Raw genomic sequence first — 19,963 nt, 5'->3', positions numbered from 1 at the left:
TCCCCATGTAGAGACTTTTGCCGAGACCGTCGAGCTGGTGGCAGCGAACTGCTCCGGAAAGTCTCAAATCACGTGGTAACCGGTACGGTTGCCGGCGTGACCTCCGGACCGATCGAACGGCTGCGCGCCGTCGACCTCGCCGCCACCGTCGGGATCTCGGTGCAGCAGGTGCGCAACTACGTCGAGCAGGGGGTGTTGCCGCCCGTCGGCCGCACCGCCAGTGGATACCGGATCTTCACGACCGCGCACGCGCGGGCGCTCACGGTGGCGCGTCGACTGGCCGAGGGGCACGGCTGGATCCGTACCCGGGAGATCATGGCGGCGGTGCACTCGGGTGACGTGCCGGCGGCCCTGGCGGCGCTCGACGGTGGGCATGCCGAGCTGGACCGGGAACGCGCGGAGATCCGCCGGGTGCTCGGCGCTTTCGAGACCGTGCTGGCCAGCTCGTCGCACGCCCGGCCCGCGCCGCGCCGCGACGCCCGCATCGGCGAGGTCGCCGCGGTGGTCGGGGTCCGGACCTCGCAGCTGCGCCTGTGGGAGGACCGCGGGCTGCTGCGGCCGGGACGCGCCCCGGGCACCAACTACCGGGTGTACGACGAGACGGAGCTACGCGCCGCGCAGGTCATCGCGCTGCTCCGCCGGGGCGCGTACCCGTTCGCGATCATCGAGGCGGTGCTCGGTGAACTGCGGACCACCGGCAGCCCGCAGCGGGTCCGTGCCGAGCTGGCTCGCCGTGAGCAGGAGCTGCACGCCCGCAGCCTGCGCAGGCTGCGCGGCAGCGCCGCGCTGCACGACTACCTGAGCGCTCGGCTTGACCCGCATCCCATCCCGCGGGGCGATCGTCGTGACTAGGGTCGGGCACATGAGAGCTGCGCTGCTGGCGGCCACGACGTCCGCCCTCCTGCTCGCTCCCGCGCCGGTCGCCGCGGCGGGAGCCTCCGCCGCGCCCACGGTGCGGTGCCCCCGGGTGCCGGTGCCCGCGATGTCCCGTCCACCCCGGCCCTCGCCCCCGCCCGCCGTGCCCGCGCAGCGGGTCGTCGGCGGCGCCGGGCTGGACACCGCCGGCCTGGTGGTGCCGGCCGGCGCTCCCGCGCCACCGGGGGTCAGCGCCACGTCGTGGCTGGTCGCCGACCTGGACAGCGGCCAGGTGCTCGGCGGTTGCGGGCCCCACGAGTACGGCACACCCGCCAGCGTGCAGAAGCTCCTGCTGGCGGCCACCATGCTGCCCCGGCTGGACCCGAAGGAGACGGTCACCGTCACCGACGAGGACATGGACATCGAACCCGGATCCTCGGCCGTGGGCCTGGTCGCGGGGGGCCGGTACACCATCGAGACCATCTGGCTCGGATTGCTGCTCAACTCCGGTAACGAGGCCGCCAACGCCCTCGCGCGACTCGGCGGCGGCACGGACAGCGCCGCCGGCGTACGCGCCATGAACGAGCACGCGCACCACCTCGGCGCGCTCCAGACGCACGCCGTCACCCCGTCCGGGCTGGACGGGGCGGGCCAGTTCACCAGCGCGTACGACCTGGCGTTGATCGCCCGCGCCTGCTTCGCCGAGCCGACCTTCCGCCGGTACGCGTTGACCGAGCAGACGTCGATTCCGGCCCAGCCGGCACAACGCACCAAGGGTTTCGACATCCAGAACGAGAACCAGCTCATCTACCGGTACCCGGGTGCGCTCGGCGGCAAGACCGGCTTCACCGACCTGGCCCGGCACACCTACGTGGGGGCGGCGGAACGGGGAGGACGGCGGCTGGTGGTGACCCTGCTCGGCGCCGAGTCGGCGCCCAAGCGTGGCTGGGAGCAGGGTGCCGCCCTGCTCGACTGGGGGTTCACCGTGCCCCGGGACGCCTCGGTCGGCCGGCTGGTCGAGCCGGGTGAGCTGACCGCTACGCCGTCGGCGGCGCCGTCCGCGCTGGCGGCGCCCGGTGCGCCCCGGCCGGCGGCGGCCAGCGGGCCGGGACACAGCGGCTCGGGATGGCTGTGGGTGGTGACCGCCGTCAGCGGGGCGGGCGTGCTGGCGTTGATGGGCGGGCTGCTGTGGCGGCGTCGCCGGCGGCTGCCCTGACCGCACGTCGTGCCACCGGCTCACCGCGTACCCGACGCTGAGCGTGTTGCAGTGCGGCGACCCGTCCGGCACCGGCGAGGGCGGCCCGGAATACCGGTACCGCGACGAGCTGCCCACCGACCTGCCGCCGGCGCCCACCGACCCGACCGGGGAACGCCGGGTGTACGCCCGGGGCGTCCTCGCGATGGCCAACGCCGGGCCGGACACCAACGGCAGCCAGTTCTTCCTGGTGTACGCCACTCGGCGCTGCGCCCCAACTACACCATCTTCGGCGAGGTCGACGCCGCCGGGCTGGCCACCCTGGACCGGATCGCGGCCGGGGGAGTGGCTCCGACCGCCGAGGATCCCGCGCCTGTCGACGGTGCGCCCGCGCTGCCGGTGACGATCCGCAAGGCCGCCCGCGCCCACCACCACCACTGACCGTGCGGCGCGGTGGGCGGCCCGTCGTCGCTCACCGCGCCCACCGGGCTCGGCGGACTGCTATCCGCCGGCCGCAATTACCGGAACCGGATCGGAAGCGCTCCGACCGGTCTCCGGCGCGGTTCCGGCCGTCACGACGGGTCGGGTGACCCGGTCGGCGGGGCGGCGGTGCTGTCCCGCACGACCAGTTCGGTGGCGAGTTCGACACGTGGCGAGTCGATGCCCTCGCCCTGGGACAGGCGCAGCACCGTCCGTGCCGCCAACCGTCCCATCTCGACCAACGGCTGGCGCACAGTGGTCAGCGGCGGTGACGCCCAGCGGGCCTCCGGCAGGTCGTCGAAGCCGACGACGCTGACGTCGTCCGGCACGCGCAGACCTCGGCGTCGAATGGCCTCGTGGACCCCGAAGGCCATCTGGTCGCTGGCGGCGAAGATGGCGGTCGGCGGGTCGGGCAGGTCGAGCAGCGCCGTCGCGCCGGAGAAACCGGAGGCGTGGTAGAAGTCACCCGGGTAGATCAACGCGTCGTCCACCGGAACCCCGGCGGCCTCCAGCCCGGCCCGGTAACCGTCGAGTCGCGCACGGCTGCACAGCAGGTGCGTCGGGCCGGCCACGAAGCCGATGCGTCGGTGCCCGATGGAGAGCAGGTGTTCGGTGGCGGCGAGCCCACCGGCCCAGTTGGTCGCCCCGATGGTCGGCACGTCCATCGCCGGAACACCGGCCGGGTCGACGACCACCACCGGCACGTTGAGGCGGCGTAGCTGCGCGTGCAGCGGCGGGCTCAGGTGCGAGGTCACGAAGATGACACCGTCGGTGGCCCGGGTGCGGAGGTTCTGCAGCCACTGCCGGGCGGCGGTGGGCTGCCGGTGGATCGCGGAGACCACGGTGCCGAGGCCCGCGCCGTGCCCGACATCCTCCACGCCACGGATGATCTCCACGGCCCAGGGGCTGTCCAGGTCGTTGAAGACCAGGTCGACCAGGCCGGCGCGGCGAACGCTGCGGCTGGTGCGACGCCGGTAGCCGTGGTGCCGCAACAGTTCCTCGACCCGCTCCCGGGTGCCGGGGGCCACATCGGAGCGACCGTTGAGCACTCGTGACACCGTCGGCACCGAGACCCCGGCCTCCCGTGCGATCGCGGTGATGGTCACCCTGCGTCCGTCGTCCGCGCCCACCCGCGTCTCCTTCACCGAGCCGGAGGAACGACCACCAGGTGCCGTCCGCCGTGTGTCCCGGAACGGCGTACCCGTTCCACACGCGTCATCTTGCCTCACCGGTAGGGGTTCACGACACGCCAGGTCGGCTGAGGACCCGACCATACTTGCGGAAAAGTTCCGGAAGCCAGTCGGGCGGATGGCTGTGCACGCCGGTCCGAGCCGTGATCGACTCGGGTTGCCTGATGTCGTGGTGTCCGAGCGTCCTCAACACCCCGGTGAGCAGGAACGCGAGTGGATCATGGTCACCGTCTGCGGCAGCCCGAGCGGGGCTGATAGACAGGACTGGTGCGTACCCGGGTCGCCGTCGTGCTCGCGGTCGTCGCGCTGCTCGGCGGCTGTTCGCGGCCGGAGCCGCGGCCCGCGCCGGCGTCGTCGGCCGCGTCGCAGCCGCCTCCGGCACACCCCACCCCGTCGTCGAGCCCCGTCGAGCGGCTGCCCGGCTTCGTCGTGCTGACCGACTTCGACCCGCGCATCCACGCCGACATCCGCTACGCCACACCGCACAACTTCGTCGGCCGTCCGATCACCGGCTACCGCGAGCCGCTGTGCCTGCTCACCCGGCAGGCCGCGGAGGCGCTGCGGCGTGTGCAGGACGCCGCGCTGGCCGGCGGGCACAGCCTCAAGGTGTACGACTGCTACCGCCCGCAGCCGGCGGTGGACGACTTCGTGGCCTGGGCGAAGCGCCCCGACGAACAGCAGACCAAGGCCGAGTTCTACCCGGACGTGGCCAAGAACCGGCTCTTCGCCGACGGGTACATCGGGGCGCCCACCGCGCACAGCCGTGGCAGCACCATGGACCTGACCCTCGTCGACGAGCCACCCGCCAGTCAACCCCCGTACCGGGTCGGGCAGCCGCTGGTCGCCTGCACCGCGCCCCGCGGGCAGCGTTTCGCCGACAACAGCATCGACATGGGTACGGGCTTCGACTGTTTCGACTCCCGGGCGCACACCGCCGACGCCCGCATCAGCGGCGCACCCCGGGACAACCGGCGGTTGTTGCAACGGCTGATGACCGACGCCGGGTTCGTCAACTACGACCGCGAGTGGTGGCACTACAGCCTGCGCGACGAGCCGTACCCGGACACGTTCTTCGCCGCGCCGGTGGCCCGCTCGTCGGTCGGCTGAAGCCTGGCCCGGGCAGCGCCGCTGCCGGGGGGCGTCCGGCATGATCGTCGCAATGACCACCGAACGAATCGGCCCCCCGGTCACCGGCGACGAGCGGGAGACGCTGCGCGCGTTCCTCGACTTCCACCGCGCGACGCTGGCTCTCAAGTGCGAGGGCCTGTCCGACGAGGAGTTGCGCCGGCAGTCCATGCCGCCCTCCACGCTCTCCCTGCTCGCCCTGGTGCGGCACATGGCGGAGGTGGAACGGGCCTGGTTCCGACGGGTCATCGACGGGAGCGCGCCGCACCGTCGCTGGACGTGACCGGCCGCAACGTCCGCTCCGGCGAGACCGTGTCGCTGCGGCTGGTGATGCTGCACCTGATCCACGAGTACGCCCGGCACAACGGCCACGCGGACTTCCTCCGGGAGGGCATCGACGGCGCCGTGGGCGTCTAGTGAGCGGTGGTGGCCCGAGCCCGGCCACCATCCACCAAGTCGCTAAACAGCGATGCTTCTCGATTCGTAACGATAGACGTATGATGTCTATCGCTTTGGGTGCCGTCGAATCGATTCGCCCAACCCGACTGGATCATCGACGGTGCTCGCTCCGGGGCTGGCCCGGACATCGCAGCCACATGACCCTCTCGCTCGGCTCTCTGATGGGCCAGTACTGCCGCCGCCGGCACGCGCCACGCCCACCACCGGTTCGAAAGGATTCGACGAACGTGAAGAAGAGAAGGCTCAGCCGCTTCCTGGCCGCCGCAGGAATCCCGTTGCTCGTCGCCGTCGGCGCCGGTGGCTACGTGGTCTCCGACCCGCCACCGGCCCGCGCCGCCACCACCGGCCCGTGCGACATCTACGCCTCGGGTGGTACGCCGTGCGTGGCCGCGCACAGCACCACCCGGGCGCTGTACGGCGCGTACGACGGACCGCTCTACCAGGTCCGACGATCGTCGGACAGCACCACCCGCGACGTCGGCGTGCTGAGCGCCGGAGGTTACGCCAACGCCGCCACCCAGGACTCGTTCTGCGCCAACACCACCTGCGTCATCACCGTCATCTACGACCAGTCCGGCCGCAACAACCGCCTCACCCAGGCGCCGCCCGGTCACTTCGTCGGCCCCGCCCCCGGCGGGTGGGACAACCTCGCCGACGCGAAGGCCGCGCCGGTCACCGTGGGCGGCCAGAAGGCGTACGGCGTCTACATCGCCCCCGGCACCGGCTACCGCAACAACAACACCAACGGCGTCGCCACCGGCGACCAGCCCGAGGGCATCTACGCGGTCGTCGACGGCACCCACTACAACCAGTGGTGCTGCTTCGACTACGGCAACGCGCAGACCAACAACCTCGCCGACGAGCGCGCGATCATGGAAACCGTCTACTTCGGCGCCAACAAGCAGTGGGGCTACGGTGCGGGGGCCGGCCCGTGGATCATGGCTGACCTGGAGTGGGGGCTGTTCTCCGGGGTGAACGCGGGTTACAACAACATCGCCTCGATCAACCACCGCTTTGTCACGGCCATGGTCAAGGGCGAGCCGAACCACTGGGCCATCCGCGGTGGCAACGCGCAGTCGGGCAGCCTCACCACCTACTTCGACGGGCCACGCCCCAACGGCTACCACCCGATGAAGAAGGAGGGCGCCATCCTGCTCGGCATCGGTGGCGACAACAGCATCACCGGCCGCGGCACCTTCTTCGAGGGCGTCCTGACCTCCGGCTACCCGTCGGCGGCGACCGAGAACGCCGTCCAGGCCAACATCAACGCCGCCGGGTACGCCCCGGCCGGAGGCGGCAACCCCCAGCAGAACGTCCAGGTCGTCGGTGCCCAGTCCGGGCGCTGCGTCGACGTACCGAACGGCACCACCACCAACGGCACCCAGGTCCAACTCTGGGACTGCATCAGCAACAGCACCGCGCAACGCTGGACCCACACGGCCGGCAAGCAGATCCAGGTGTACGGCAACAAGTGCCTCGACGCCAATGGCCAAGGCACCACCAACGGCACCCAGGTGATCATCTGGGACTGCCACGGCGGCACCAACCAACAGTGGAACCTCAACGCCAACGGCACCATCACCGGCGTCCAGTCCGGGCTCTGCCTCGACGCCAACGGCGCCGCCACCGCCAACGGCACCAAACTGATCCTGTGGTCCTGCAACGGACAACCGAACCAACAGTGGTCCACCCGTAGCTGACCACGCGGAGACACCCGGGCCGGGCCGCCCTCCAGGTGGGGGCGGCTCAGGTCCAGTAGAGGATCCGGCAGGCGGGAACCCGGGCGGTCAGCTCGGCGGTGAACCACTCACGCAGCTCGGCCATCGTGTCGCGCGGGTAGACGTACTTCACCGCGCCGAACCTGCCGTGCTTGCGGCTGCGGGCCTCCTCGTCCATCTCCAACCGGGTACGCGGGTACCACCCGAGCAGCACCTCCTTGCTGCCGGGGGTGAACCGGTGGGTGATCAGCTCGGCGGTCAGGTCCAGCTCCGGCACCCCGTCGACCGCGGCGCGGACCTGGTCGATCAGCCCGCCGTAGGCCTCCCGCCAGTCGGGTAGCGCGATGATCGGCGCGATGGTCAGCCCCACCGGGTAGCCGTCGAGCGCGAGTCGGCGCAGCGCGGCCAGGCGGTCCGGCACCCGGGCGGTGCCGCCCTCGAACCGATTGCCTACCGGGGCGCAGTTGACGCTGAACCGGACCCGGGTGCGGCCGGCGTGTGGCAGCCCGACGAAGGTGTCCACGTCGGCGTACTTGGTGGTCCAGCGCAGTTGCACCGGCGCGTCCCAGTCGGCGAAGTGCCGCACCGCCCGCCGCCAACTGCCGGTCAGGTGCTCCAACGCGAGCGGGTCGGTGTAGCAGGACGCCTCGAAGGTGGTGCCCTCGTCGGCGCGCCGCGCGTTGCGGCTGGTCACCGTGCCCCGCCCGGCGTACGGTGCCAGCCCGGCCAGGATGTCGTCGAGGTCCGCGTACACCCGGGTGACGGGTGGGCCGGACAGCGACCCGGCCAGGTAGCAGTACTGGCAGTGCGCCGGGCAGCCCTCGGCCAGGTCGACCCGCCAGTCGGCGCTGGGCGCGATCGGTTGCAGCGCGCGCCGCGAGGGTGGGCTCACCACGATCGCCATGGTCGCCTTGGCCCGCGCGTACGTCTCCCGGTCGGTGGCTCCGCGTACCCCGGTGAGCCGATTGGATCTCAGGTGTTCCACCTCGATGCCCAGGGCCCGCACCCGTTCGGCGATCCGTTGCCCGTGCGGGTGTTCCAGCGCGGCGGGGGTGGCCACCACGCGGCCGGGGGTCCAGCGGCGCGCGGGCCTGGCCGGCGGCGCGAGGCCGGTCAGGTCGCGGGTCGGCACCCGCTCGCCGCTGGCGTCGTGCGGCGCAGGGGGTACGTCCACGGCGAGTGGCTGGTTGACGTCGACGGCGTCCGGGCTGGTCACCGGGCCGGGGTACCCGCTGCCGCAGGAATCCCACCCGTTCGGGTGATCGGTGATTGACGTGTTCAGGTCGGAGGAATAACCTTTCGTCTATCTGTTAACAATGTGAACAGATGTACCTCGACGCGGCGGCGCGCGTCCCCACCGAAGGGACGATCAGGTGATCGCAGACCTCTCCACCCGTACCAGACGACTCCTGTCGTTGCTCGTCGCCCTGGTCGTCGCGCTGACCGCCGGCGTCGCGGTCGGCGCGACGCGCAACGCGCAGGCCGCGCCGACGTTCAAGGTGCTGGCCTTCTACAACGGCACCTGGGACGACGCGCACATCGACTTCGTCAAGGACGCCCGGGCCTGGTTCCCGCAGGCCGCCGCCCAGCACGGCTTCTCCTGGGAGGCCACCAACAACTGGGGCCTGCTGAACACGGCGAACCTGGCCCAGTACAAGGTCATCATGTTCCTGGACGACGCGCCGCCCGCCGCACAGCGGGCCGCGTTCCAGCAGTACGTGCAGAACGGCGGGGGCTGGCTGGGCTTCCACGTCAGCGCGTTCACGACCAACCCGTCGAGCTGGAGCTGGTACTACAACACCTTCCTCGGCACCGGCTCGTTCCAGACGAACACCTGGGGGCCGACCCGGGTCACGATGCGGGCCGACAACCGCACCCACGCCGCGACCCGCAACCTGCCGGCGACGTTCCCCTCGTCAATCAGCGAGTGGTACTCCTGGAGCAACGACCTGCGGCAGAACCCCAACATCGACATCCTCGCGTCGGTCGACCCGTCCAGCTTCCCGGTCGGCACCGACCCCAACCAGTCCTGGTACGGCGGCTACTACCCGCTCGTGTGGAGCAACCGGCAGTACAAGATGCTGTACGCGAACTTCGGCCACAACGCGATGAACTACAGCACCAAGACGGGGCTGTCGTCCACCTTCGACAGCCCACAGCAGAACCAACTGCTGATCGACGGCCTGCACTGGCTCGCCGGCGTCAGCAGCACGCCCCCGACGACGCCCCCGCCGTCCGACGGCATCTCGCCGACCGCCTGGCACACCGTCGTCAACCGGGGCAACGGCAAGTGCGTGGACGCCCGGGCCGCCGCCAGCGCGAACGGCACCGCCGTCCAGCAGTACGCCTGCAACAGCAGCGCCGCCCAGCAGTACCAGTTCGTGCCGACCAGCGGCGGCTTCCTGCGGGTCAACAATCGCAACAACAGCGCCCAGGTGCTCGACGTGACCGACCGGTCGACGGCCGACTCGGCGCCGATCCAGCTCTGGTCCTACAGCGGCGGCAACAACCAGCAGTGGCGGGCCGAGGCCGAGGGCAACGGCTACTACCGCCTGGTCAACCGCAGCAGCGGCAAGTGCCTGGACGTGCCGGGAGCGTCCACCGCGGACAGCGTCCAGCTCATCCAGTACACCTGCAACGGCACCGCCGCGCAGTCGTTCCGTCTGGTGGCCGTGTCATAACTCCGCTGTAGCCTCGCGGCCATGGCGATTCCCGACCTGGTGCCGATCGCGCACGAGCCCGACTACCGCACCAGCACCATCGGCCACTACGACAAAGGTCAGTTCTTCGGCTCCGTCACCGCCACCCTCGAGGACGGTGCCGGAGCCGAAGACGACTGGTACCGCCACAAGCGCTGGTACGCGGTGCTGCACCGGTTCGACGCCGACGGCACGCACACCGACTCGGACATCTGGTGCGCCGGCACCAGCGAGACCGAGGACGCCTCCATCGACCGGGCCGAGGCCCGCCTCCACGAGTGGCTGGACGCGCTGCCCGGCCGGCACTTCGCCGACATCGCCATCCGGCTGTTCCAGGTCGAGGTCGACGGGCACGTCTTCGGGCTGGTCGACTGGTCCCACGAGTACGACGGCGCGGACCACGCCGAGTTCCTCCCCGACGACCTCGGGTTCGACCCACCCTGGGACGGTTGCTACGACACCTGAGCCAACCCACCGACCACACCCGGGGCGGCGGCGATATCCATTGCGGACCCGCCGCCGCCCTCCTACTGTCAGCGGTGCACGATCACACCGATCGACCCCGAAGGGAGTACGCCATGTCGCGACGCGTCCGCACCGATGCCCTGCGGCGGCTGCTCCCCGCCGGCACCCCCGCCTGCGACACCGCCACAACCCGTGCCTACTGCCCGTTGCGGGGCATGCCGGGGTGGCGCGACTGACGCCGACGCTGACGCGTCCGCCGGCCGCCCATCCCACCGGGATCGGGCGGCCTCTTCGTATCCACGCACCGCGCCTGACCATTTTCGGTCACCACTCGACAGAAGGAACCCACGATGGGATTCACCCCTCTCGCCGGCACCCGGGCTCCGGTCCGGGTCTGGACCGACCCGTACGCCATCGAGGCGCAGGCCGCCAAGCAGCTGCGCAACATCGGCGCGCTGCCCTGGGTGCAGGGTGTCGCTGTCATGCCCGACGTGCACTTCGGCAAGGGCGCGACGGTCGGCTCGGTCATCGCGATGCGGCAGGCCGTCTCGCCGGCCGCCGTCGGCGTCGACATCGGCTGCGGGATGTCGGCGGTACGCACCTCGCTGACCGCCGCCGACCTCCCGGACGACCTCGGCGGGCTGCGCTCGGCGATCGAGGCCACCATTCCGGTCGGCTTCGCCCAGCGGCAGGACCAGGTCGACACGCGTCGGGTCCGTGGTCTGGAGCAGGCCGGCTGGGACGACTTCTGGGGCCGGTTCGCCGGCCTGGACCGGCGGGTGGCGCAGCTGGAGACGCGGGCGCGGCGGCAGCTCGGCACCCTCGGTGGCGGCAACCACTTCATCGAGGTCTGCCTGGAGCAGGGCGGGGCCGACGAGGGTCGCGTCTGGCTGATGCTGCACTCCGGGTCCCGCAACATCGGCAAGGAACTGGCCGAGCGGCACATGGCCGTGGCCCGGGGGCTGCCGCACAACGCCGACCTGCCCGACCGGGACCTCGCGGTGTTCCTCGCCGGCACGCCGGAGATGGACGCGTACCGGCGGGACCTGTGGTGGGCGCAGGAGTACGCGCGGCGCAACCGGGCCGTCATGCTGGCCCTGCTCTGCGGCGTGGTGCGCGAGCACTTCCCGCAGGTCTCCTACGACGAGCCGATCAGCTGCCACCACAACTACGTCTCCGAGGAGAGCTACGACGGGGTGGACGTGCTGGTCACCCGCAAGGGCGCGATCCGGGCCGGCCGGGGTGACCTGGGCATCATCCCCGGGTCGATGGGCACCGGGTCGTACATCGTGCGGGGCCGGGGCAACCCGGACGCGTACTGCTCGGCCTCGCACGGGGCCGGGCGGCGGATGTCGCGGGCGCAGGCCAAGCGCACGTTCAGCACCGACGACCTGGCCGCGCAGACCGCCGGGGTGGAGTGCCGCAAGGACGCCGGGGTGGTCGACGAGATCCCCGGCGCGTACAAGGACATCACCGAGGTGATGGCTCAGCAGGAGGACCTGGTCGAGGTGGTCGCCCACCTCAAGCAGGTGGTCTGCGTGAAGGGTTGAGGGGTCGCGCGGGCCGGGTCACCGGCCCGCGCGGCACCCGCTCAGAAACCGGCGAAGACCCGGCGCAGGTCGTCCAGGGTCACCGGGCCGGTCACCCGCACCCCGTCCGGGGTGTACGCGGCACCGAGCCGGCCGACCGCCAGCCGCAACCACGCCTCGGCGGGCGCAACCAGCTCGCCGTCGGGCTGCTCCGGCGCGTCGACGATCTCGACCGTCTCGCCGAGCCGCAGCCCGTACGTGCGCTCCGGCGCGTGCAGGCGCAGCAGCAGTGTGGCCTCCCGACCGGCCAGCTCCTGCGGTCGGCTGGTCCAGGCGAGCATCCCGCCGACCTGGTCGAGCAGCAGCGCCACCGCGCCCGGCGTCACCGCGGCGAACCTGTTGAACGCCACCTCGGCGTCCCACTGGTGCAGCGCGAACTCGCTGAGCCGGAAACGGCCCGCGGTGGCCACGTCGACCGGCTCCGGGAGGAAGCCGAGGTCGATCCGCAGCGAGGCGCGCGTCTGGGCGTCCAACGCCTCGTACGCCTCGACCAGCCGCTCGTTGGCGGCGAGGAACCCGGCGGCGTGCTCGGCCGGGGACATCGCGTCCCAGCGGGCCCAGACGCCACGGTTGAAGTCGCCGTCCGGGGCGGGCGCGCCGGTGCGGGCGGCGTCCAGCGCCGCCAGGTTGATCTCGGCGCCGCTGCCCAGGTGGCTCAGCACCTGGGAAACCTGCCACTCGCTGGCCCCCGAGGGGCGGAGCAGGTCGTCTTCCTTGAGGTCGCGTACGAGCGCGGCGAGCTCCTCGTGGCCCGCGCGCAGAGCGGTGATGACCTGGTCGGCTGGGGTGGACATGGATCTCCTCAAACGGACGTTCGACGATGGTCGGGACGATACCGGAAGCGGCCACCGGCCGGTCCGACCCCAGGTCGGGGCGGACCGGCCGGCGGCCGCGTCGGTCTGCTCAGCCCATGTGCACAGCGGTGCCGGTCGGGATGTCCTCCTTGCGCACCTTCACCAGGAACACCGTGGCCAGACCGGCGAGCACGATCAGCACCGCGCCCCAGGCGAACGCCACGCTGTAGCCCTGCACCAGCGCCTCGACCTGGTTGACCGGGCTCGGTGCCCGACCGACGAGGTAGGTGGCGACCGCGCTGGTGTAGAGGGTGTTCAGCAGCGCGGTACCCAGCGAACCACCGATCTGCTGGGTGGCGTTGAGCGTCGCGCTGGCCGCGCCGGCGTCGTGCTCCGGCACCCCGACCAGGGCCAGGCTGGACAGCGGGACGAAGGTGAAGCCCAGCCCCAGACCCAGGATGACCTGGGCGGGCAGCAGGTGGGTGAGGAACGACGTGTCCACGTCGATCTGGGTCAGCACCAGCATGCCCACGGCGGCGAGCGCCGAGCCGGCGACCATCAGGGGCTTGGCACCCAGTCGGGGCATCAGCTGGCTCGCGCCACCGGCGGCGATCAGCACACCGGCGGTGACCGGCAGCGACGCCAGACCGGCCTCCAGGGGCTTGTACTGCAGCACCACCTGGAAGTAGAAGGTCAGGAAGAGGAACGCCCCGAACAGGCCGGCGCCGATCAGCGTCGAGGTGAGGAACGCCCCGCCCCGGTTGCGGTCCAGGATGATGCGCAGCGGCAGCAGCGGGTGGCTGGAGCGCATCTCGATGACCACGAAGGCGGCGAGCAGCGCCACGCCCGCGGCGATGAAGGCGAGCGTCGCGGTGGCGTCCCAGCCGTCCTCGGCGGCCTTGGTGAAGCCGTAGACCAGGGAGACCAGGCCGGCGGTGACCACGATCGCGCCGGGTACGTCGTAGCGGGTGTTGCCGTGCGCCCGGCTCTCCGGCACCAGCGGGATCGCGAAGGCGATGGCGATGGCGGCGACCGGGATGTTGACCAGCAGGCACCAGCGCCAGTCGGCGTACTCGGTGAGCACCCCGCCGAGCAGCAGACCGACCGCCGACCCACCGCCGGCGATCGCGCCGTACACCGCGAAGGCCTTGGCCCGCTCGGTGGCCTCGGTGAAGAGGACGGTGAGCAGTGCCAGCGCGGCCGGGGCGAGCAGTGCGCCGAACGCGCCCTGCAGTGCGCGGGCCGCGAAGAGCATGCCGCCCGTGGTGGCGAGGCCGCCCAGCGCAGAGGCGAGCGCGAAACCGGTCATACCGACCAGGAAGGTGCGCTTGCGCCCCCAGTAGTCGGCGATCCGGCCGCCGAGCAGCAGCAGACCGCCGAACGCCAGCGTGTAGGCGGTGACGACCCACTGCCGGTTCGCGTCGCTGATGCCCAGGTCGGCCTGGGCCTTCGGCAGCGCGATGTTCACGATGGTGGCGTCCAGGACGACCATCAGCTGCGAGACCGCGATGACCGCCAACGCGATCCAGCGCCGCGGGTGCGGCGCGCCTGTCGACGTCCCGGCGCCGGGCGCGCCGGGGGCGGTCGAGGTGGTTCCGGACATGGTGAAGCCTTCCGTGTTACGAGATGTCGGTGAGTCAGGCCTGGGACGGGCGGTCGTGCTGGTAGCGGAGTACCGGGATCAGCACCTGGTCGACGACCTGGGTGAGGAACGCGTCGTCGGCGGGTAGGCCGTGCGCGACGATGCGGGACATGGTGAGCGCGGGCGCCAGATCGTGGAACAACTCCCGTTCGCCGGCCTCCGGCGGGATCTCCCCCCGGGCGGCGGCGCGGACCAGGATGGCGGTGCTGGCCACCCGCCCGGCCGGTAGCACCTGGTGGCGCACCAGACGTTCCAGCTCGGGGTTGGTCCGCATGGCGAAGGTCAACGCCTGCATGAGGTCGCAGTCGGCCGCGCAGATCGCGACGGTGGCCCGCAGCAGCTCGATCAGGTCGCCGCGCAGCGAGCCGGTGTCGGGCGGGTTGTGCACACCTACCTGCCGGTCGCGCAGGGCGGCGACGACCAGTTCGGCCTTGCCGTCCCAGCGGCGGTAGATGGTGGCCTTGCTGACGTGGGCGCGAGCGGCGACGGCGTCGATCGTCAGCCGGTCGTAGCCGACCTCGCGCAGCAGGGCGATGACCACGGCGAACAGGTCGGTGTCGGTGCAACGCGGAACACGAGCCGCCGGTACCCCGGCGCTCGTGCCCACCTGCTGACCACCCAGCATCCCCGTAGACCCCCCGCGAAACGATGTCGTACTGACACTAGTTCGCGGTCGCCCGGAGGTGCAGGCTTTCGTGAGGTGCATCGCACCGGCCCGGCGAAACGACCACGTTTCGCCGGCACCGGTGGAGCGGTCAGGAGCTGAGCGCCACTTCCACCTTCGTGCGGGTGCCCCAGCCGGTGCGCCAGCAGGTGGCGATGCCGTACCAGCGGATCGCCCTGAGCACGACCAGGGCGAACACCACCGCGACCGGCGTGAGGAGCCAGGTGCCCCACTGGTAGGCCGTCGACTGGTCCGAGCGCCGGACCGTCATGTAGCGCAGCGCCTGCCCGTACCCGACGATCAACGGCACGGCCACCAGCCACGGAATCGCCCGCGGGTCGGGGTCGATGATCGGCGACAGGATCGCCACCGCCACGAACAGCACGGTCGCCACCACCGTCGCCGCCCAGCGCAGCAGGTGCAGCCACCACGCGATGGAGAGCAACGACAGGTACCGGACCCGCCACCAGGTTCTGATGAAGCTGCCGCGCATCCAGCGGAGGAACATCCGGCAGAAGTGCCCGGCGTTCTCCGGCATGAGGGAGAACGCGAACGCCGACGGCTGCTGCACGGTACGACCCCGCACCATCGCGAAGAGGGTGAGCAGGGAGTCGTCGGAGAAGGGCACCCGCCGGCCGAAGAACGTCTCCGTCAGGTACGCCCCGAGGTTGTCGCGAACGACCTCCGCCCGGTAGGCGGCGATCGGGCCCGAGTTCACCCACACGCACCCGAACACCGACAGCGACGACCTGTCGGTGAGCTGCCCGGTCACCAGCCACAGGTCGGTGAACCGGGTGAGGAAGCTGCTGCGGACGTTCGCTGCCATCACCACCCCCGCGACGGACTGCACCGCCGGATCGGCGAAGGGCTTCAACAACTCCCGGAGGGCGTTCGGGTCCGAGATGGTGTCCGAGTCCACCGTCCAGTAGACGTCGGCTGCCGGGGTCGACCGCACGGCGGCGGCCTGGGCGTGCCGTTTCCCGGCATTGGGCTGGATGTGCCAGGCGGCGATGATGCCGTGCACGGGAGCGACGTCGAGGAACCACCGCTTGATCGGCTGGTACCCCTCGGTCAGCTTCGACCCGTCGTCCACCACGTAGATGGTGTCCGGTCTGCGGGTCTGGAAGATCATGGATTCGAGGCAGGCGCGCAGCGCGGCCGGATCCTCGTTGTACGCCGGCACGATGCCCACCACGTGCAGAGCGTCGAGGTGCCCCTGCATCCGGTCGGTGACCACGGCCGGCTTCTCCAGGTAGGAGGAGCCGAGCTGCCAGATCAGCAGCAGGAACATGGCGGCGTACGCGAAGGTGAAGCGGTGGCCGCCTCCGTCGAGGGCGCCGATCACGGCGAGGACGTGACGGGCGGTCCACGCCGCCGCGGCGGCCAGGACGACCGCCGCGGCGAACAGGACACGACCCCTGGTGACGCTCGCGGTCACTGGCCGACCGACTGCTTACGCCGGAACGTCATCCGGATCATCAGGAAACCGACGACGACGGCGGTCGCCCCGGTGATCGCGATGGTCAGCGGCAGGGGGAGGGCGTAGCTGCCGATACCGGCCGCGCCGCCGATCGTGACAACGCCCATACCGGTACGGGGAAGGCTGCCACCGGACATGATGGATCTCCGCTCTGTGAGGGATGACGAACACTGTCGCGGTGACCGGTACGACGGTGGAACTGCCCGGCCATCACGACGCTGAACAGCGAATGTGACTGTGTGCAACGGCGCGCTCACGTTCGCAAACAGAACTGTCCCGGTCAATCTCGGACGTCGGGTGAACGCCCGTCTGACCCGGCCCGACGCGCCCACCCGCTACCGGCGTGTCGGAGCCGTTCCCGCAGCCGTGACCTGCGGTTTCGCGGCGCGGTCGGCTCAGCCCAGGCGGTGGGCACGAGGACCGGGTGCTGTCGGGTAGACGTCAGCACCGCACGTCGTTGTCGATAAACGGATGACGCATCGGGTTAACACCCGTCTCGGTGAGGGCGGTCAACCGCCCGGTGCGAGGAGCACCGGCACACTCGTCGTGTTGATCCGTGAGCCGTCGTGCGCGGACACCTCGTACACCTCGATCGTGCCCTTCTGCTCCCGGGTCGTGCGCCAGCCGACCAGCACCCGGTAGCCGCCCCGACAGCCGCCGCCGCAGCTGGCCGTGCCGAAGCCGGTGGCCACCTCCCGGCCGGCGGAGTCCAACACCCGGACGCTCACCGTGGCCTCGAACACGTCGGCGGTCCCGGTGACGACGAGTGGCGTGGTGACGCGTTCGCCGGCGGTCGGCCCGGTGACCACGATCGGCGGCAGCAGCTCCGCGTAGTCCGCCCGCTCGACCGGGGCCGCCCCGTTCAGGCGGACCCGGCGCACGGTGGGGAACTGGGTGAGTGTCCACACCACCTGGGCCTCGCGGAGTCGCCGCGTCGCACTGTCACCGGACGGGGCGCGCAGGATCGCCGTGCCGTCGGTGATCCGGGTGACCTCGACGTCGGCCGGGACGAGGGTGCGCAGCCCGCCGGCGGCCTCGGCCGGTGTCGGACCCCGGGCCAGCTCGGTCAGCGCCAGCCGGGACGTGGCCACGGTGGCTGGCCGGGACCGCCTGGTCGGCACGAGCTGCCCGGCGCGGACGAACCACAACTCCACTGTCACGGTGCCCCCGGCGGGACCGCTCGTCGGCGACGACGGGCTGGTCGAGGACGACCTCGGTGTCGCCGTCGGTGGGATCGGCTCGGGGCGCTCGGAGGCGCCGGACGGCGTGACGACCACCGGGGCGGTGCCGGACGGCGCTGCCGTGGGCGCCGGGCCGAGCGCTCCCGAGCGCGGGCTGCCACACCCGCCGACGAGCAGTACGGCGACGAGCGTCGCCCCGGCGACACCGCGCCGGTTCACGTCGCACCGTCCGCCGGCAGCTCCAGCCGGAAACAGGCACCGGACCCAGGCCCACTGCGGACGGTCAACACCCCACCGAGCAGCGCGGCGTGCTCCCGCGCGATGGCCAACCCGAGCCCGCTGCCCGGCGCCGAGCGGGACCTGTCGACCTGGTGGAAACGGTCGAACACCAGGGACAGGTGCTCCGCCGGGATGCCCGGCCCCTGGTCGGTGACCTCGAAGACGACCAGCGGGCCCGCCCGGACGGCGATGGCCCGGATCTCCCCGCCGCCGTGCTCGACGGCGTTGGCGACCAGGTTGGCCAGCACCCGTTCCAGCCGACGCCGGTCGGTGCGCAGTGTGCCGGCCTCCCCGCCGACCAGCACCCGGTCCGACCAGCCGCGCGCGGCGACGATCCCGTGCAGCAGCGCCGACACGTCGACCGGCCCGACCTCCAGCTGCTCCCGGCCGGCGTCCAGTCGGGAGATCTCCATCAGGTCCTCGACCAGCCGGCGAAGCCGGACCACGTCGTCGACCAACAGCCGCGCGGCTGGCCGGGCGTCGTCGGGCAACCGGTCGAGGTGCTCACGCAGCAGCGACGCCGCGGCCACCAACGAGGTCACCGGGGTACGCAGCTCGTGCGCGACGTCGGCGGTGAACCGCCGCTCGCGGGCCTGCGCGGCCGACAGTGCCCCGATCTTCGACTCCAGCGCCTCGGCCATCTCGTTGAACGTCGCCGCCCAGACGCTGAACTCGTCGCGCCCGCGTACCGGCAGGCGGGTGGCGAGCAGGCCCTCGGTGAGCGCTCGGGCCGCCCGGCTGGCCCGGCCCACCGGCTCCAACGTGCGCCGCGCCAACGTGTGACCGATCCCGGCGGCGAGCAGCACCACGAGCACCCAGCCCGCCACCAGGGCGGTACGCAGTTGACCCAGGTCGGTGGCGACGTCGTCCTCCACGGTGAGGACGTACAACTCGGCGGTCGAGCCCGGGATGCGCCCACCGACGACGAGCAGCCGGGGGCGCACCGCCGGGGCGGAGCGCTGGTAGCCGAGCTGCCCGCCCGCGACCGCGGCCCGCAACCCGGTGCCCAGCTCCGGGGCGTACGCGGGGTGCGAGGCGCGGGCCGGGCCGTCGACGAGCACGACGTGCCGGCCGCTGGCCTCGAAGCTGGTGAGCAGGTCGGCGCTGCGCTGGTCGGTCAGGGGGAGGAACTGCCCGGCCAGGACGAGTTGGTAGCGGGCGTCGGCGGCGGCCTCCCGCAGCGACGCGTCCCACCAGGACTGCCGCAGCAACAGCCCGGTCCCGCCGGCGAGCAGCCCGGCCGAGACCCCAGCGACCAGGATGAACGCGACGGTCAGCCGGCGTCGCAGGCGGCCCGGGGGCACCGCGCGTCCGGCCATCGCCGTCCCTCCCGTCAGCCCGTCGACAACTTGTAGCCGGCGCCGCGCACGGTCTGGATCAGCCGTGGCCGGGCCGGGTCCTGCTCGACCTTGGCGCGTAGCCGTTGCACTGCCACGTCGACGAGCCGGGAGTCGCCCAGGAAGTCGTGGTTCCAGACCAGGTGCAGCAGCAGATCCCGGGTGAAGACCTGGCCGGGTCGACGGGCCAGCTCCAGCAACAGGCGGAACTCGGTGGTGGTCAGCGGCACCTCCCGGCCGCGCCGGCGGACCACGAAGCCACCGGGGTCGATCTCCAGGTCGCCGACCTCGATGAGCGTCGACGGGACCGGCGCGCTCACCCGACGTAGCACCGACCGGACCCGGGCCACCAGTTCGGGCAGGTCGAAGGGCTTACGGAGGTAGTCGTCGGCGCCGCACTCCAACCCGACCACCACGTCGATGGTGTCGGTGCGCGCGGTCAGCATGAGGATCGGCACCTGACTGGTCCGCCGGATCTCCCGGCAGACCTCCAGGCCGTCCAGAACGGGCAGCATGATGTCGAGCACGATCAGGTCGACGGGACGGGCCCGCCAGGCCGCCAGGGCGTGTCGTCCGTCGACGGCGCCCTCGACCCGGAAGCCGGCGCGGCGCAGCCCGAGGACGGTGACCTCCCGGATGGAGGCGTCGTCCTCGACCACCAGCACGCGGCCCTCCATCACCTGAGGGTAGACCCGTCGCCACGCTGCGCAGCCTGCCGAAACGGTTGGTCCCAGAGACCAGGCAGCCCCTCTGCGAAGCACCGTCCAACCGCTACGGTCAGATGATTTCGGCACCCCTCGATCAGCTCACA

At 71.8% G+C, this 19,963-nt stretch carries 18 protein-coding genes and 2 pseudogenes; 10 read left to right on the top strand and 10 right to left on the bottom strand.

Annotation, left to right across the window (positions count from 1 at the left end):
- The first annotated feature begins 96 nt into the window (after positions 1-96).
- From GA0070612_RS23570 to GA0070612_RS23560, 3 genes and pseudogenes are all read left to right on the top strand, one after another.
- Positions 97-852, top strand: a complete 756-nt coding sequence (locus GA0070612_RS23570; RefSeq protein WP_088989892.1) for a MerR family transcriptional regulator — start codon at positions 97-99, stop codon at positions 850-852.
- A 10-nt stretch (positions 853-862) separates the two neighbouring features.
- On the top strand, positions 863-2,071 hold the full coding sequence (locus GA0070612_RS23565) for a D-alanyl-D-alanine carboxypeptidase family protein (RefSeq protein ID WP_088989891.1): 1,209 nt from the start codon (positions 863-865) through the stop codon (positions 2,069-2,071).
- Positions 2,070-2,491, top strand: a pseudogene (locus tag GA0070612_RS23560) (peptidylprolyl isomerase); the annotation flags it as partial. The gene GA0070612_RS23565 and the pseudogene GA0070612_RS23560, both read left to right, overlap by 2 nt.
- A gap of 131 nt (positions 2,492-2,622) precedes the next feature.
- Here GA0070612_RS23560 and GA0070612_RS23555 read toward each other — a convergent pair.
- Positions 2,623-3,660, bottom strand: a complete 1,038-nt coding sequence (locus GA0070612_RS23555; RefSeq protein ID WP_088989890.1) for a LacI family DNA-binding transcriptional regulator — start codon at positions 3,658-3,660, stop codon at positions 2,623-2,625.
- A 327-nt stretch (positions 3,661-3,987) separates the two neighbouring features.
- On the opposite strand from GA0070612_RS23555, the gene GA0070612_RS23550 reads away from it, so the two are divergent.
- The 3 genes and pseudogenes from GA0070612_RS23550 to GA0070612_RS23540 all read left to right on the top strand — a co-directional run bounded on the left by GA0070612_RS23550 (position 3,988) and on the right by GA0070612_RS23540 (position 7,004).
- Entirely contained in the window at positions 3,988-4,827 is an 840-nt protein-coding gene (locus tag GA0070612_RS23550; RefSeq protein ID WP_231924309.1) for a M15 family metallopeptidase, read from the top strand.
- A gap of 40 nt (positions 4,828-4,867) precedes the next feature.
- Positions 4,868-5,262: pseudogene (locus GA0070612_RS23545) on the top strand (mycothiol transferase).
- Positions 5,263-5,531: 269 nt separating this feature from the next.
- Positions 5,532-7,004 carry an arabinofuranosidase catalytic domain-containing protein gene (locus tag GA0070612_RS23540; protein ID WP_197699225.1) on the top strand — a complete coding sequence of 491 codons (1,473 nt, stop codon included), beginning with the start codon at positions 5,532-5,534 and terminating at the stop codon, positions 7,002-7,004.
- Positions 7,005-7,050: 46 nt separating this feature from the next.
- Here the strand turns inward: GA0070612_RS23540 and GA0070612_RS23535 are convergent, their stop codons facing one another.
- A complete protein-coding gene (locus tag GA0070612_RS23535) occupies positions 7,051-8,238 on the bottom strand; it encodes a spore photoproduct lyase family protein (protein ID WP_197699224.1) in 1,188 nt (395 codons plus the stop codon).
- A gap of 157 nt (positions 8,239-8,395) precedes the next feature.
- Here GA0070612_RS23535 and GA0070612_RS23530 point away from each other — a divergent pair, with 157 nt between their 5' ends.
- From GA0070612_RS23530 to GA0070612_RS23520, 4 genes are all read left to right on the top strand, one after another.
- On the top strand, positions 8,396-9,703 hold the full coding sequence (locus GA0070612_RS23530; protein ID WP_231924308.1) for an RICIN domain-containing protein: 1,308 nt from the start codon (positions 8,396-8,398) through the stop codon (positions 9,701-9,703).
- A 21-nt stretch (positions 9,704-9,724) separates the two neighbouring features.
- Positions 9,725-10,186, top strand: a complete 462-nt coding sequence (locus tag GA0070612_RS23525; RefSeq protein ID WP_088989889.1) for a hypothetical protein — start codon at positions 9,725-9,727, stop codon at positions 10,184-10,186.
- Between the two features lie 113 nt (positions 10,187-10,299).
- A complete protein-coding gene (locus GA0070612_RS32865) occupies positions 10,300-10,422 on the top strand; it encodes a hypothetical protein (RefSeq protein ID WP_269458270.1) in 123 nt (40 codons plus the stop codon).
- A gap of 114 nt (positions 10,423-10,536) precedes the next feature.
- Entirely contained in the window at positions 10,537-11,736 is a 1,200-nt protein-coding gene (locus tag GA0070612_RS23520) for an RtcB family protein (RefSeq protein WP_088989888.1), read from the top strand.
- A gap of 41 nt (positions 11,737-11,777) precedes the next feature.
- Here GA0070612_RS23520 and GA0070612_RS23515 read toward each other — a convergent pair whose 3' ends face one another.
- The 8 genes from GA0070612_RS23515 to GA0070612_RS23485 form a co-directional block, all read right to left on the bottom strand.
- Positions 11,778-12,569 (bottom strand): maleylpyruvate isomerase family mycothiol-dependent enzyme, encoded by a 792-nt coding sequence (locus GA0070612_RS23515; RefSeq protein WP_088989887.1) that lies wholly within the window; start codon positions 12,567-12,569, stop codon positions 11,778-11,780.
- 109 nt (positions 12,570-12,678) lie between these two features.
- Positions 12,679-14,172 (bottom strand): MFS transporter, encoded by a 1,494-nt coding sequence (locus GA0070612_RS23510; RefSeq protein WP_088989886.1) that lies wholly within the window; start codon positions 14,170-14,172, stop codon positions 12,679-12,681.
- Between the two features lie 34 nt (positions 14,173-14,206).
- The gene (locus GA0070612_RS23505; protein ID WP_145782695.1) at positions 14,207-14,836 is read right to left on the bottom strand and encodes a TetR/AcrR family transcriptional regulator; all 630 of its coding nucleotides are present in this window, start codon (positions 14,834-14,836) and stop codon (positions 14,207-14,209) included.
- A gap of 130 nt (positions 14,837-14,966) precedes the next feature.
- On the bottom strand, positions 14,967-16,313 hold the full coding sequence (locus GA0070612_RS23500; RefSeq protein WP_088989884.1) for a glycosyltransferase: 1,347 nt from the start codon (positions 16,311-16,313) through the stop codon (positions 14,967-14,969).
- Positions 16,310-16,492 carry a hypothetical protein gene (locus GA0070612_RS31595; RefSeq protein ID WP_157742577.1) on the bottom strand — a complete coding sequence of 61 codons (183 nt, stop codon included), beginning with the start codon at positions 16,490-16,492 and terminating at the stop codon, positions 16,310-16,312. Before GA0070612_RS31595 ends, GA0070612_RS23500 begins: the two co-directional genes overlap by 4 nt.
- A 372-nt stretch (positions 16,493-16,864) precedes the next feature.
- On the bottom strand, positions 16,865-17,755 hold the full coding sequence (locus GA0070612_RS23495) for a Gmad2 immunoglobulin-like domain-containing protein (RefSeq protein WP_167393666.1): 891 nt from the start codon (positions 17,753-17,755) through the stop codon (positions 16,865-16,867).
- Entirely contained in the window at positions 17,752-19,134 is a 1,383-nt protein-coding gene (locus GA0070612_RS23490; protein ID WP_088989883.1) for a sensor histidine kinase, read from the bottom strand. The genes GA0070612_RS23495 and GA0070612_RS23490 overlap by 4 nt, the downstream gene beginning before the upstream one ends.
- Positions 19,135-19,148: 14 nt before the next feature.
- The gene (locus tag GA0070612_RS23485; RefSeq protein ID WP_088989882.1) at positions 19,149-19,829 is read right to left on the bottom strand and encodes a response regulator transcription factor; all 681 of its coding nucleotides are present in this window, start codon (positions 19,827-19,829) and stop codon (positions 19,149-19,151) included.
- Positions 19,830-19,963: the final 134 nt, after the last annotated feature.

Source organism: Micromonospora chokoriensis, assembly GCF_900091505.1.
GTDB classification, from domain to species: domain Bacteria; phylum Actinomycetota; class Actinomycetes; order Mycobacteriales; family Micromonosporaceae; genus Micromonospora; species Micromonospora chokoriensis.
Note: the sequence above shows the minus strand (reverse complement) of the source record. Positions and strands in the feature narration are given on the sequence as shown.

Bases quoted from the DNA above. Each gene is read 5' to 3' on its own strand.
- GA0070612_RS23510 (WP_088989886.1), bottom strand. From the start codon at position 14,172: ATGTCCGGAACCACCTCGACCGCCCCCGGCGCGCCCGGCGCCGGGACG.
- GA0070612_RS23515 (WP_088989887.1), bottom strand. From the start codon at position 12,569: ATGTCCACCCCAGCCGACCAGGTCATCACCGCTCTGCGCGCGGGCCAC.
- GA0070612_RS31595 (WP_157742577.1), bottom strand. From the start codon at position 16,492: ATGTCCGGTGGCAGCCTTCCCCGTACCGGTATGGGCGTTGTCACGATC.
- GA0070612_RS23485 (WP_088989882.1), bottom strand. From the start codon at position 19,829: ATGGAGGGCCGCGTGCTGGTGGTCGAGGACGACGCCTCCATCCGGGAG.
- GA0070612_RS23565 (WP_088989891.1), top strand. From the start codon at position 863: ATGAGAGCTGCGCTGCTGGCGGCCACGACGTCCGCCCTCCTGCTCGCT.
- GA0070612_RS23490 (WP_088989883.1), bottom strand. From the start codon at position 19,134: ATGGCCGGACGCGCGGTGCCCCCGGGCCGCCTGCGACGCCGGCTGACC.
- GA0070612_RS23505 (WP_145782695.1), bottom strand. From the start codon at position 14,836: ATGCTGGGTGGTCAGCAGGTGGGCACGAGCGCCGGGGTACCGGCGGCT.
- GA0070612_RS23520 (WP_088989888.1), top strand. From the start codon at position 10,537: ATGGGATTCACCCCTCTCGCCGGCACCCGGGCTCCGGTCCGGGTCTGG.
- GA0070612_RS32865 (WP_269458270.1), top strand. From the start codon at position 10,300: ATGTCGCGACGCGTCCGCACCGATGCCCTGCGGCGGCTGCTCCCCGCC.
- GA0070612_RS23525 (WP_088989889.1), top strand. From the start codon at position 9,725: ATGGCGATTCCCGACCTGGTGCCGATCGCGCACGAGCCCGACTACCGC.